Genomic DNA, 12,536 nt, shown 5'->3' on the forward strand with positions numbered 1-12,536 from the left:
TTTAAAGGACGGTACCGTTTCAACGAGAAGGGCTCCCTCCCCCATGGAGCTTTTCCAGATAATCTGTCATTTGATAGGACATATATAGCCTCAATACCTGATCGATCTGGCGCAAATCAAGCTGAATCAGTTCGTCGATCTGGCGTAAGCGGTACCGCAGGGTGTTGCGGTGGACGAATAGTGCGTCGGCGGTTTTTTGCAGCTGCTGGTTGTTCTTCAAATAGCAATAGAGGGTATGATACAAGTCGGCATGATGCTTCTCATCGAATACACGCAGGACCGTAAGCGCCGGATGGGTGACATCCCGGGAATCATGCTGCGCATGCGGGGACAACAGATCATACAGCTGCACATCAGCATACAAGATGCGCGGTTCCGCAGGCCAGACGATCCGCCCGATCTCCAGTGCCTTGAGCGCCTGCAGATAATATTTGCGGCAGTCTGTAAGGTCGGTGAATTCCCGGCTGATCCCCAGACGGAGCTGATGGCTGACGAGAAATTCCCGCAAGCTTGGATCATACTCTCTTGACCTGGACGATGCAATATCACCCTCACTGACCCCCACCATATATTCATGGTAAAAAATCAGGCGCTCTTCCCCGAAATACAGGTGCAGCTGATCCCTTAAATAACCAGTGTGTTTGCCGGAAGCGGAAGCCTCATACCCCGTAAGCTCCAGCACCAGAATAGACAATCTGCCCTTAGGCAGACGCACTCCGCTCCGCAGGCTCTCCTGAATAAGTACCGGTCCGTTCTCCTCATTCTCCAGTAATCCATAGATCAGCTCTTCATATTCCGCCTGGCTCGAATTCCGGTAAAAGCTGTTCTTCGCCAGCTCCGCTGCCACCAGCCCGGCCGTAAAACCCGCCAGTTCATGATCCTTCTGTTCAATCGGGCGTGTATCGCCCAGCACAATCACATTCCCGACAGGCTTGCTGCCGATCCTAATCCTGGCGACCAGCTTGGTCACCTGGCTTCCGCTACATTCCACTTCGTAAGCCTCCAGCGACTCTATGCCGGTCTGCACACTCTTCAGTTGGTGGACGGCAGCTATGAAATCATAGGAACAGTAGCCTTTGTGCAGATTATCGCTCCAGATGGGATCGCTAACCCCGCTACAATCCGAAGAAGCCAGAACCTTATAGCTTACATCGATGATAATTACCGGATTGCCCATCAGCTCTGCCGCCGCACAGACGATTGCATCCAGTCCTTTGCCGGCGACACAGGCCTCAAGCATTCGGCCCTTAGCCTGCTCCCGTTCAGCCTCTTCCAGGAACAGCCCCCGGATTTGATTATAGAGCTCGAATACATCTTCCCCTGCCCCGAATTCCATACGGTTCTGTCTGCTATATATCTGCTGATGCTGGCCTGAAGCTGGCTCCACAGTATCATTAATTAGCATCAGGCTGGCTTGCTCCAACCCTTCTGCGTAGCCCGGCAATCCGGACTGGTAGCCCACATAGATATATTCAGGTGAAAAATGCGTCAGACTCTTCGTAATCAGCATCGTATCTGCATAGGCTGTCGTTAATGCTTTGTTCCACTGGATATGTACGGCATGCTTACTAAAATGTCTGCTAATCTGTTCAAAGGTAACACTCATTGCTCTCACCCCCTGCTTATTATAGTGCGCCGCGCACAAGATTCCCATTTATTTTTATATTTTCCATATATATAATCACTGGAATAGTCATGTTACATTATTCGTGACCCTATAACACAGGAGGAGATTCAGATGAGCAGCTTCGTAAAAGATGTGAATGAAATTACCAAAAGAATCAATACACCTACGACCTTCTATAATGCCGAGACCCTAACCGTCTATTGGGAGACTTCGCCCGAAGTGATCCGCAGCATTCTGCCCGCCCCGCTTACGCCGGGACCAAGGCCGCTTGTGCACGCGTTTGTAGCTAACTATCCCCGCACCAGCTTCTGCGAGCCTTACCGGGAAGCCGCGGTCTTCGTCCTGGCAGCCTACAACGGACAACCGGGCACCTACTGCCTGTCCATGCCAATCAGCGATGATATCGCGATGGGCCTGGGGCGTGAGATTTACGGCTTCCCCAAGAAGATGGCCGACATCAGTCTCCAGAAGGAGGATCAGCATGTGGCAGGCAGCGTCTCCCGGCGGGGCACTGAATTCTTCCACGTAGAGGCTGCGCTTAGCGGTAAAATGAATGCCGCAGACGGACAGCGCATCATCTCCGGGCATTACGGCGAGGGTCTGCCTGTCTTCAACATGAAGTATTCCAAATCTCCGGATGGCCGCGGCTTCGATCTTGGACCGCTGCTGATCCGGCAGACTGCCTCTATGGATGTCAGCGTGCGCACAGCGGCAGAAGTAGAGATTCACCTGCATGACTCTCCACATGACCCCTGGGCCGAGCTGGAAGTCGTCCGTATGCTGGGCGGCATCTACACGGTCAGCAATACCGTTCTTGAACGCGGTGAGGTCCTGACTGCTGTAGACCCTGTGCAGTTCCTTCCTTACTCCAACTTACGTTGGGACTGGTGGAATTGATGGAGGTGTGCCAGTGAGAAATCCATTTGATTTGAGCGGAAAAGTAGCGGTGGTGACCGGAGCAGCCGGGGGGATAGGCACAGAATTGGCCCAAGCTCTGGCCGGACAAGGGGCGGATGTTGCCCTGCTGGATGTAAGAGCGGACGGGCTGGAACCGGCGCGGCAACAGATTGAAGCCCAGGGCCGCCGGGTGCTTCCGCTTCAATGCGATGTAACCTGCGAAGCAGAGATTGAACCGGCGGTAGCAAGCATTCTGGAGCATTTCGGAAGGCTGGATATCCTGGTGAATAATGCCGGAGTCGCCTCCGCAGGCTCTGTCGAGGAACTGGACGAAGCGGAATGGGACCGGGTGATGGGTACCAATGTAAAAAGTATTTTCCTCATGTCCAAAGCGGTGATCCCGGCCATGAAAGAACGCCAGCAAGGCCGCATTATCAACCTTGCTTCCATCTGTGGTGTAAAGGGCAGCAAGCTGGCCGCTCTGCATGCCTATAATGCCTCCAAAGGCGCAGTCGTGAATCTGACCCGCGGCATGGGCGCGACCCTTGCTCCTTACGGAATCACGGTGAATGCAGTCGGACCCAGCCTGTTCCCCAGCGGAATGACCCGCGCGCTCTATCAGGACCACTTCCTGGAGCAGTATAATACGCTATGCCCCATGGGACGTCCCGGCAACCCCGATGAATTGAACGGCGCTGTCCTCTACTTCGCCTCGGATGGTTCCAGCTACACGACAGGCCAGACGCTATATGTGGACGGGGGCTGGACAGCCGTCTGATTCTAGCCTAAAGAGCTGTCTTCCTAGCCTGGAATGGCTGGAGGACAGCTCTAGTACAGCATCAGATTTAAACTAGTGGAGCAGACGCAATCCCCCTTCAAATTACATCTTTTTTCCAAGCGGCCATTGTTCTTCAGGGGCGTTTGGTTTAACGTAACGGACTAAGGTGCACTTACTTGGGAAGAAAGTCGCCTATTGGGCGAGTAACGGACTCCACAGGCCTTATCCTTTGCACGTTAGCTCCGAAAGGTCTCATTGAGAGACTGTAAGGTCGCCTGAGTCCGTTACGCTGCAAAAAGTGGCGTTTTCGCGGGCATAAGATCTCTCCGGTCCGTTAGATTTTGGGTGGATAGGGTTTAACAAGCTTATCCATCCTTTCTAATCTGATGCTCTGCTAGTAACACTGGTAACTAAGCACAACGTAAAACAACGCACCCTTTACAAAGTAGGGGCGTTGTTTTCTCATCTAGTCCTCAAGGTTCGCAATTCCAGCATTCAAACTATATATAATATAAAAATGATTCCATTGCTGCGTAGTGACTATTTCTTCCCTACCGTCTTTCTTAAAAAAATAACCCGATCCCTCCTGTTGGGTATATTCCCACCCTTCTCGTTCCATGCGTGACTTCAACCGTTCCTGTGGATCACCCTCTTCTTTCGTGAGGTAGCGCTCTCGGTCAGGCATATCGCTATCTATCCTAATAACAGATTTACCGGTTGATTCTAAACGATACATGTGTTTCACATTATTATATCCAACATTATTGACGTATAATGCTCCTAACACGACTAAAAGAACCATAGCCCCAATAAAGCTAAATAAAATGATCTTCCATTTCTTCTTCATCCGTTCTCCGTCCACGTTCTCATACAACTCCGTCAAATAGTACGTGACCTCCTTTCCCTTCAGATCATAGTTGTTGTTCCTCAGGTCCCGCCCAGATTAAATGCACCATATTCAGCGAATAGCTCTCCACTCTAGTGATTTGCATCCCCGACTTCCGGACCAGGCCGAGAATATCCCGGGTCTGATGGCAGCCATATATACGATAGAGCAGCGGATTCAGCGCCCGTTGCAGCGTAGTGACCAAGAGGTTAGAACCAATTCCATGCTCCAGGAGCAGGATGGTGCCGTCCGGCTTACACCAGCGGTTAAGCTTCTCCAGCAGGTTCAGCGGGTTCTTATAGCTGCATAAGGACAGCGTGGACACAATCGTATCGAACGAATGCGCAGCAAAGCTCATGTCTTCGATATCTGCACATATACAATCCGCGTCCAGCCGGTACTGTCCGGCGGCCCGTCTGGCCTTCTCAACCATGGCTCCGCTGAAATCCGCAGCCGTGATCTTGACGCCTTGAGGATAGAACGGGAAGTTCGCACCGGCTCCTACGGCAAGCTCCAGCACCTCACCCTTCGCAGAACCGATTAGCTTCTGGCGCCAGCGCCGCTGCTTCGGATCTTCTCTTTTGCGGTCATAGTCCGTGGCCTGCCTGTCAAAAATCCGTATCAGCCGCTCTGTATCCATCCCCGCTATTCACTCCCCTTCTTAATACAGCCGCTTCTCGTAGCTCTCCTCTATACCGCGCCGCACCACTTCCTCTGTGAACTCCGCTGTATTCACATGTGCTGCGATGATGGCCGGAGCAGACGGTAGTAAGGCTTCAGCAGGCCAAGTGCCGGGGTCCCAGACCTGCGATCTTTTGAAGGCCTTGGCACAGTGCATATAGCATTCCTCCACCTTCACTCCAATTCCCAGCGCAGGCCGCTTGCCTCTGGCACGCATCCGGTCCAGGATAGGCTCATCCTTAATGATATAGGCTTGCCCGTTAACCCGCAGGGTCTCTTCAAGTCCCGGGATAATAAAAATCAGACCAATCTGCGGATTAGCCAGGATATTCAGCAAAGAGTCCAATCTGCGGTTCCCCGGCCGCTCCGGAATGACCAGATGTCCTTCATCCAGCACCAGCACCGAACCAGGCGCATCCCCGCGCGGAGAGACATCGCAAGACCCATGTTCATCTGCTGTGGACAAGAATAACAGAGGGGACATCGCTATATAATCTCGGCAGTGATGATCCAGCTGATGGATCGATTTGCGCTTCACCACTTCACTCGGATAGCCCAGAAGCTCTCTTAGCTCATTTTCCGATGTCAGCATGTCATGAAAAGGTTTATTCATCCCGCATCCCCGATTCTTATTATTTATGGTGACTGTACTCCGCCTAACGCCAGACCTTCATCCGTTCATCCAGAGTGGAAGTATGCAGCTCCAGCTGAATCCCATCCGGGTCCAGGAAATTCACCGACCAGCCGGTTCCCCGCTGAACAGGTCCTCTGACGATCTCAACGTGATGCGTGTTTAAAATAGCTACAGCTTCCTTGAAATCATCCTCTGCAATATAAAAAGCTACGTGATCCATCCCGGCGAATCCGCCTAAAGGCTCCTTGGTAACCGTTCGTTCAAGCAGACAGACCCAAGCGCTGCCCCATTCCAAATAGGCATCTATTCGGCCATGATGTCTAACGTTCATCCCCAGAATACCATGATAAAACTCTAATGAAGCCTGAAGATCCCTTACCAGAAGTGTGATGTGACTGAATCCGGTGACTCTCATATGAGCAGCTCCTCCTATCTTGTATTACCTCGGTTAACTACAACCATCTAACAAATTTCTTATGTACTACTTCGATCTGGTGCCGCTCTGCCCATTCCGTTAGCGCCCGTATCCCCTGATCTTCCTGCTCGGGAAAACGAAAACAATATTTATAACTAACCAGCAGATAGGCTCTGGGCTTTACTGCGATCACGGGCATGAAGTAGCCTTTGATGAAAATACGCTTGATAGCAGAGGCTTCGATCTCTATATTCTTGATCTGCAGGGCTTCCGGCCTTATCTCTATGTTGAACGCCCGGTTGAAGGTCAGTAAGCGATAGATCATAATTCCTATATTAACAATAGCGATCCCGATGACGAGATAGACCAAAAAATGCTCCAGTGGAGTAGTTCGGTCAAACCGAAGGATATACCATATCCAATATACCATCAGAACAATCACGCTTATAGTTACCGGCAATTCAGCAGTACGCTTGCCTTTGAACCCGGTCCTCTCCTCCATCCCATAACCCCCTTCTAATTATCTTGAATTACAACAAGCTTCTTCTATCATACAGGGAAATGCTGGAATGAGGAAGGGAATGGTCGAGGGGCTGCTGGAATAATAAAAGGGAGCATCCGCTCATTGGACACTCCCAAAATTTCTATTTTTGCAAATCATTGATTTCCTGTTTCGTTAATCCTGTGGCTTTTACAATTGTTGCTATATCAATATCCATGTCAAGCATATTTTTAGCCACTTTTTTAATTCCAGCCAACTCTGCACTACCAAGCATGGAGGCTTCATCGTGTAAATATTTCTGTCTGGCTTCATACAATCGTCTGGCCTCTGAATCCTGACTTAGATATTGCAGAGTGTCCATCGCTTTTTCCAAACCCGGCTCATTCATCTTCAGCACCTCCCATTGTGATGTATCAGTACCCCTTAGAAATAACAGCCAATTAATTAATCCACCTTCCGAGGAAACGCCATGTTCATCCAGCTTCAGCAATTCCAAGAAATGAAATTCAATATCATCATTCAAGGATAATCCCGTTCGATCCTCCCGCAGATGAAATACATTATGATACTGATCGTTTTTCAAAAACGAATAGTTCAATATATTGATTGTCACGCATTTCTTCAACTCATTATACTTCTCGCCCTCATTGAGTTGACTGGCATAACGCTTACTCCAATAAATAAATTTATTCTTTAAAATTTTTGACTATCCTGCAGCTACAAGATATTATGGATGGCATAAGCGCGGCTACTGATCTGGAGGGATAACCATGGATGTGTTTGCAGAGTATCTGACGAAGATCGATAATCCGGTTCACAGGGGAACGGTGGAGGAAGTGCTCGCCTGGGTATTGCAGGAGTTCCCGCAGCTCGAACCGAGAATTGCCTGGAACCAGCCGATGTTCACCGATCACGGAACGTACATTATCGGCTTCAGTGTTGCCAAAGGGCATATGGCTGTCGCCCCGGAAAAAGCAGGCATGGATCATTTCGAAGAGGTCCTGAAGCAAGGCGGAGTAGATCACACCAAGCTGCTGATCCGTATGAAATGGACGAATCCGGTGGATTACGGCCTGCTGAAACAGTTGATCGAGTACAATATTGCCGACAAGGCGGATTGCACAAGCTTTTGGCGGGTATAGCTGCGGCTAAGTACCTGCTCCCCAGGTACAGAAAAGGACATGCCATATAGCATGTCCTTCTTTTTTTGTCACCAAATCACGCCACTGCTAATCTTGCGGTGATCTGACACATACGCTCTGAATTTATGCTCCTGTGCGGCATCCTCGAACGATTGCTTCGCAACGAACCAATACTCCTGCGGCCCATGGAACAGCAGATAATAGCTCTGGTTCTCCCATACCCGGGTGAAGGAGTCCCATGTCATTACGGATGCGTCCTTTTCCGGACTGAAATTGATTCCCTCTGCATCGAAAAGATATTCAAATTCCTTATTGTACCTTGTATCTGCCGACAATATCTTCGGTAAAAGCAAGGTTCGCATCACGATTGACATTCCCATGGTCAGAACCAGCGTAATCGATATGCCGAGCAGAATGACCGATTGGTTCTGAGTATACAAAATCATGCACACCACTATAAATACCGCTTGAACTCCAATGGACAATATAGATTTCCACGAGTGGAAATATAATGCCCGCGCCACCTTGGAAATATGCCGTCCATAATGAAAGCTGATTGTTTCCATCCTGCCACCTCTATCTCTTTACTTTAATCCGTTCACACTTCCCGTGTCTCTTCAGGATGATACAGAATCCGCTGGTAATCCCAATCCTTCGTATCCATATCGCCCAGATACATCCGTTCATGCTCCGGCACCAGCTCATATTTGATTCTAAGCTGCTCCCGGTAGTATTCACTCGGATTCTCCAGATAAGCATAATAGGCAGCCCGGCACGCTTCATGCGCCGTTTGTTCGCCATTAAGCTGCTTGTGGAGGTTATGCAGCTCTTTCAGCTTCTCCTGTGCATCGGCCGAATACAGCGAAGCGCCAAGCGTCACCTCACCCAATTGCAGAATTCGCACCGGAGTAGGGGCATCAATGGCCGTGAAGAGCGTCCCATCCGCAAAAAGCCCGTCCAGCTCTTCCAGCCGATACTCGGCCTCCGCAGGCAGATTATATAAGACTACCCGGCCATCCTTATACACGACAGCAGCGGCTAAGTAATTCTGACCGCCGTACTTCATGAACAGGTGAATGCTTTTGCCCTCAACAGTCTGGTAAAAGATTTCGCTGGATACATAGAACTCTGTAGCTGTCGGAGAATGGGCAATGCGGCGCGCTTCATTCCGCTCCTGCTCCCGGACCGAAATCTCATAGATATTCGTAAGCTCAGGGTTCAGACAGGCCACCGTATCCTTCACATGCTGATAATAACTCGCTTCATTATAAGTCCACTTCGCTGACTCTACGGTGTACGCCCCCAGACCGTGAATGGACAGCTGCTCCCCGGCGGGGACAGCCGGCGTTAGCCAGCCCGATTGTATTTTGCCGGATAAACCCTTAAGATCTGTAAGCTCCCAGCAGTTGACCATGCCGTCTTCGTACACATCTACATTAATATAGAAGTAACTTCCTCCGTTATGGATGATTCCGGGAATGGATGTCCCTTCAACGGTCTTCGTTCTTCTAATGGCTCTCATGCGAAATCCCCTCCTATACTATGACTTGGCAGGTTCCCCCACCACCGGCTCCGGTCCCAGCTTCACCGCCAGCGTAGCAATGAGCGCAATCAGGAACCCGGTAGCACATGCGATCAGGAATCCTCCGAACCCGTCTCCCAGATAAGCAGGCAGCGTAGCCAGCCCCGGAAAAGCGAACGAAATCGCAGACGAGCCGAACATCCCGACCATCCCGCCGCCAATCGAGCCTGCACAGCAGACAATAATCATCGGCTTACGCAGCGGCAGATTAACCCCGAACATGGCAGGCTCCGTTACACCGAACAAGGCCGATATGGATGCCGACAGGCTTAGGGTACGGAACTGCTTGTCTTTGGCTTTGATAAATACCGCCAGCGCGGCTCCCGCCTGGGCGAAGGCAGCAGGACCCATCAGAGCCAGAATCGTATCTGAACCGCCCGTACTGATGTTGTTGATCGCCAGCGGCACCAGACTCCAGTGCAGTCCGAAGATCACCATCGGCTGAATGACCGCCCCCAGCACCATTCCGGCGCCGACTGAACTGAAATTGTACACTGTACGGTACCCGTCTGCCAGGGCATCTCCGGCCAGCGCCCCCATTGGTCCGAATACCAGCAGCGTCACCGACGAGACGACGACCACAGAGATCAGCGGAGTGAAGAAGCTGCGGATGACCTCCGGTAATATTTTGACACAGAACCGCTCGACATAGACCAGCAGGCCTACCGCCAGAATGATGGGAATAGCGCTTGCAGGATAATTCACCGGCCTGATGCTCATGCCCATAAACTCAATGATTTCGTTGTTCGCAAATAATGTAGTCAGACTGGGATATAGCATAACCCCGCCTATAACGACCGCAGTAAAAGGATTGGCCCCGAATTTACGGGCTGCCGTAAACGCCAGCAGCAGCGGAAGGTAATGGAACAAGCTGTCCGCCATCGCATTCAGCACCGTGTAGGTGCCCTCCGTCTTGCTGACGAGCTCCAGTGCAACCGCACCTGCAAGCAGCCCCTTCATGATGCCTGCCGCGCTCAATATATTAACTATGGGAAGAAAAATACCTGATATACCGTCAATAATGATATTGACCAGACTGCGTTTGGATGGCTTCACGACTGTCTCCTCATTCACTACGTTCATATGATCCCCCTGCATTCTTACTCCACTGTAATACGAATGACCCGTATGAGTCACTTTTTGCAAAGTGTCCCTCCTACGGGTCAAGCTCAACACCGGCGTTATTGCCGGTTCGGTTCTCTAGAAGACTTTAGTCGTCCATGATTCGCAGTTCCAGGTATCGGTCACGATATCACGGTAGAATTCAGGCTCATGGGAGATCAGCAGAATGCTGCCTTTATAGGCTTTGAGCGCGCGCTGCAATTCTTCCTTCGCATCGACATCGAGATGGTTGGTAGGCTCATCAAGTACCAGCAGATTGCTCTCCCGGTTAATCAGCTTGCACAGACGTACCTTGGCCTTCTCGCCGCCGCTCAGCACAGCAATTTTACTCTCAATATGCTTGGTGGTCAGGCCGCATTTCGCCAGCGCTGCACGAATCTCGAATTGGGAGTAGGACGGGAATTCGTTCCAGATCTCCTCGATACAGGTGTTGTAATTCGATTCCTTCATTTCCTGTTCGAAATACCCGATCTCCAGCAGATCGCCAAGGCGGGCTGTGCCTGAGATAGGCTGAATCTGGCCAAGAATGCTGCGCAGCAGCGTGGTTTTACCGATACCGTTCGCACCGACGAGGGCGATCTTCTGCCCCCGCTCCATGCTGAGGTCCAGCGGACGGGATAATGGGGAATCATACCCGATGACCAGATCCTTGGTCTCAAAAACCATTTTGCCGGAGGTCCGCCCCTGCTTGAAGTTGAACTGCGGCTTCGGCTTCTCCTTGGCAATCTCGATGACCTCCATCTTATCCAGCTTCTTCTGCCGGGACATGGCCATATTGCGGGTAGCTACACTGGCCTTGTTGCGGGCCACGAAATCCTTCAGATCGGCAATCTCCTGCTGCTGGCGCTTGAACGCGGATTCCAGCTGCGACTTCTTCGCTTCATACACCTGCTGGAAATACTCATAGTCGCCCACATAACGCGACAACGACTGGTTCTCCATATGGTAGATCAGGTTGATCACGCTATTCAGGAACGGAATGTCATGGGAGATCAGGATGAAGGCATTCTCATAATCCAGCAGGTAGCGCTTCAGCCAGTTGATATGCTGTTCATCCAGATAGTTCGTAGGCTCATCGAGCAACAGAATGTCCGGCTTCTCCAGCAGCAGCTTCGCCAGCAGCACTTTGGTCCGCTGACCGCCGCTGAGGTCGTTGACATCCTTGTCCAGACCGATATCGGTCAGACCGAGGCCGCGTGCGGTTTCATCGATTTTGGCATCGATCATATAGAAGTCCTGACTGGTCAGCATGTCCTGAATTGTTCCGACATCCTCCAGCAGCTGCTCCAGCTCCTCAGGGGTCACATCCCCCATCTTGCCGTACATGTCGTTCATCTCTTGTTCCATATCGAACAGATATTGGAAGGCCCCGCGCAGCACATCCCGGATGGATTGCCCCTGCTGAAGCACCGCATGCTGATCCAGATAACCGGCGCGCATCCGCTTCGCCCATTCCACCTTGCCTTCGTCCGGCTGCAGCTTACCGGTAATGATGTTCATGAAGGTCGATTTCCCCTCACCGTTGGCGCCGATCAGACCGATATGCTCGCCCTTCAGCAGACGGAAGGAGACATCCGTGAAGATGGCCCGGTCGCCGAAGCCGTGACTAAGCTTTTCTACATTTAATATGCTCATGAAGTTACACCTTTTCCTTTATTCTATATTCTCGTCATATTATAAAGGCTAACGCGCCACAACTCCAGAAGGTTTCTGAAAAAAGTGCCTTCATTTACTCTTTCTCCACATATCCAGGTAATTTGGAGGGAATTTGTAGCGCTCGGGTCCCTTTAGGTGTTTGCATTCGATAAGCTTAACTTGTGATGATGAGATTCACTGTTCATTCATATAGGGAAGCAATTGCAGCACAAGCATGTCTTGCAGCTGTAGCTCCCTGGAATCTGCCTGCGGATTCTGTAGCTGTGATGGCGGTTCTGCTGCGGTACTTGGAGCCGGTGCAAGCCCGTTGATGATTAGCGCGATAATTAGCAGTATGGTCATAACTTGAAGTTTTCTTTTCACCAGATTCTCCCCTTGGTCAATAGGTATAATATTAATATTAATTTGCCTAAAGGGGGAGGAAGTATGTGAGTTCATGTATTATATTAATTATAAGTGACAATGAACTACGGGAGAATCAGCCAAGTTAGCGGAGGTAAAAATGCTAGAACTTAAGGAAATAGGAATCAGTACCGTTAAATACGCACTCCTGAATTTGGTTCTGGTCATAGCAAACTTACTATTATATGCTTCAGGACCGGATGGAGGCGGGA

The 12,536-nt window shown here is 50.6% G+C and carries 15 protein-coding genes; 3 read left to right on the forward strand and 12 right to left on the reverse strand.

Features of this window, described 5'->3' with window-relative positions; translation table 11 throughout:
- Window positions 1-19: 19 nt before the first annotated feature.
- Window positions 20-1,606: a helix-turn-helix domain-containing protein gene (locus tag NSS83_RS06575; protein ID WP_341347918.1), complete on the reverse strand. Its 1,587-nt coding sequence runs from the start codon at window positions 1,604-1,606 to the stop codon at window positions 20-22.
- 132 nt (window positions 1,607-1,738) lie between these two features.
- On the opposite strand from NSS83_RS06575, the gene NSS83_RS06580 reads away from it, so the two are divergent.
- Entirely contained in the window at window positions 1,739-2,524 is a 786-nt protein-coding gene (locus tag NSS83_RS06580; protein WP_341185135.1) for an acetoacetate decarboxylase family protein, read from the forward strand.
- 13 nt (window positions 2,525-2,537) lie between these two features.
- Window positions 2,538-3,302, forward strand: a complete 765-nt coding sequence (locus NSS83_RS06585; RefSeq protein WP_341185134.1) for a 3-oxoacyl-ACP reductase family protein — start codon at window positions 2,538-2,540, stop codon at window positions 3,300-3,302.
- 466 nt (window positions 3,303-3,768) lie between these two features.
- On the opposite strand, the gene NSS83_RS06590 is transcribed toward NSS83_RS06585, so the two are convergent.
- From NSS83_RS06590 to NSS83_RS06615, 6 genes are all read right to left on the reverse strand, one after another.
- On the reverse strand, window positions 3,769-4,149 hold the full coding sequence (locus NSS83_RS06590; protein WP_341185133.1) for a hypothetical protein: 381 nt from the start codon (window positions 4,147-4,149) through the stop codon (window positions 3,769-3,771).
- A 64-nt stretch (window positions 4,150-4,213) separates the two neighbouring features.
- Window positions 4,214-4,828, reverse strand: a complete 615-nt coding sequence (locus NSS83_RS06595) for a class I SAM-dependent methyltransferase (RefSeq protein ID WP_341185132.1) — start codon at window positions 4,826-4,828, stop codon at window positions 4,214-4,216.
- Window positions 4,829-4,849: 21 nt separating this feature from the next.
- Window positions 4,850-5,482, reverse strand: a complete 633-nt coding sequence (locus NSS83_RS06600; RefSeq protein WP_341185131.1) for a pyridoxamine 5'-phosphate oxidase family protein — start codon at window positions 5,480-5,482, stop codon at window positions 4,850-4,852.
- 43 nt (window positions 5,483-5,525) lie between these two features.
- On the reverse strand, window positions 5,526-5,918 hold the full coding sequence (locus tag NSS83_RS06605; protein WP_341185130.1) for a VOC family protein: 393 nt from the start codon (window positions 5,916-5,918) through the stop codon (window positions 5,526-5,528).
- A 37-nt stretch (window positions 5,919-5,955) separates the two neighbouring features.
- The gene (locus NSS83_RS06610; RefSeq protein WP_341185129.1) at window positions 5,956-6,420 is read right to left on the reverse strand and encodes a hypothetical protein; all 465 of its coding nucleotides are present in this window, start codon (window positions 6,418-6,420) and stop codon (window positions 5,956-5,958) included.
- A gap of 142 nt (window positions 6,421-6,562) precedes the next feature.
- Entirely contained in the window at window positions 6,563-7,120 is a 558-nt protein-coding gene (locus tag NSS83_RS06615; RefSeq protein ID WP_341348715.1) for an Rpn family recombination-promoting nuclease/putative transposase, read from the reverse strand.
- Between the two features lie 70 nt (window positions 7,121-7,190).
- Between NSS83_RS06615 and NSS83_RS06620 the strand changes: the two genes are divergently transcribed.
- The gene (locus NSS83_RS06620) at window positions 7,191-7,562 is read left to right on the forward strand and encodes an iron chaperone (protein WP_341347919.1); all 372 of its coding nucleotides are present in this window, start codon (window positions 7,191-7,193) and stop codon (window positions 7,560-7,562) included.
- 68 nt (window positions 7,563-7,630) lie between these two features.
- On the opposite strand, the gene NSS83_RS06625 is transcribed toward NSS83_RS06620, so the two are convergent.
- The 5 genes from NSS83_RS06625 to NSS83_RS06645 form a co-directional block, all read right to left on the reverse strand.
- Entirely contained in the window at window positions 7,631-8,128 is a 498-nt protein-coding gene (locus tag NSS83_RS06625; protein WP_341347920.1) for a YcxB family protein, read from the reverse strand.
- A gap of 32 nt (window positions 8,129-8,160) precedes the next feature.
- Entirely contained in the window at window positions 8,161-9,084 is a 924-nt protein-coding gene (locus NSS83_RS06630; RefSeq protein WP_341185126.1) for a hypothetical protein, read from the reverse strand.
- Between the two features lie 18 nt (window positions 9,085-9,102).
- On the reverse strand, window positions 9,103-10,281 hold the full coding sequence (locus NSS83_RS06635) for a PTS transporter subunit EIIC (RefSeq protein WP_341185264.1): 1,179 nt from the start codon (window positions 10,279-10,281) through the stop codon (window positions 9,103-9,105).
- 63 nt (window positions 10,282-10,344) lie between these two features.
- On the reverse strand, window positions 10,345-11,901 hold the full coding sequence (locus tag NSS83_RS06640; protein WP_036733209.1) for an ABC-F family ATP-binding cassette domain-containing protein: 1,557 nt from the start codon (window positions 11,899-11,901) through the stop codon (window positions 10,345-10,347).
- 195 nt (window positions 11,902-12,096) lie between these two features.
- On the reverse strand, window positions 12,097-12,285 hold the full coding sequence (locus NSS83_RS06645) for a hypothetical protein (protein ID WP_341347921.1): 189 nt from the start codon (window positions 12,283-12,285) through the stop codon (window positions 12,097-12,099).
- Between the last annotated feature and the right edge of the window lie 251 nt (window positions 12,286-12,536).

Origin of the sequence: Paenibacillus sp. FSL H3-0469 (assembly GCF_038051945.1) — a bacterium.
GTDB lineage: Bacteria > Bacillota > Bacilli > Paenibacillales > Paenibacillaceae > Paenibacillus_AQ.

Excerpts from the sequence above, each read along its gene's own strand:
- NSS83_RS06575 (WP_341347918.1), bottom strand. The coding sequence starts at position 1,606 with ATGAGTGTTACCTTTGAACAGATTAGCAGACATTTTAGTAAGCATGCC.
- NSS83_RS06580 (WP_341185135.1), top strand. The coding sequence starts at position 1,739 with ATGAGCAGCTTCGTAAAAGATGTGAATGAAATTACCAAAAGAATCAAT.
- NSS83_RS06590 (WP_341185133.1), bottom strand. The coding sequence starts at position 4,149 with ATGAAGAAGAAATGGAAGATCATTTTATTTAGCTTTATTGGGGCTATG.
- NSS83_RS06595 (WP_341185132.1), bottom strand. The coding sequence starts at position 4,828 with ATGGATACAGAGCGGCTGATACGGATTTTTGACAGGCAGGCCACGGAC.
- NSS83_RS06600 (WP_341185131.1), bottom strand. The coding sequence starts at position 5,482 with ATGAATAAACCTTTTCATGACATGCTGACATCGGAAAATGAGCTAAGA.
- NSS83_RS06605 (WP_341185130.1), bottom strand. The coding sequence starts at position 5,918 with ATGAGAGTCACCGGATTCAGTCACATCACACTTCTGGTAAGGGATCTT.
- NSS83_RS06610 (WP_341185129.1), bottom strand. The coding sequence starts at position 6,420 with ATGGAGGAGAGGACCGGGTTCAAAGGCAAGCGTACTGCTGAATTGCCG.
- NSS83_RS06620 (WP_341347919.1), top strand. The coding sequence starts at position 7,191 with ATGGATGTGTTTGCAGAGTATCTGACGAAGATCGATAATCCGGTTCAC.
- NSS83_RS06625 (WP_341347920.1), bottom strand. The coding sequence starts at position 8,128 with ATGGAAACAATCAGCTTTCATTATGGACGGCATATTTCCAAGGTGGCG.
- NSS83_RS06630 (WP_341185126.1), bottom strand. The coding sequence starts at position 9,084 with ATGAGAGCCATTAGAAGAACGAAGACCGTTGAAGGGACATCCATTCCC.
- NSS83_RS06640 (WP_036733209.1), bottom strand. The coding sequence starts at position 11,901 with ATGAGCATATTAAATGTAGAAAAGCTTAGTCACGGCTTCGGCGACCGG.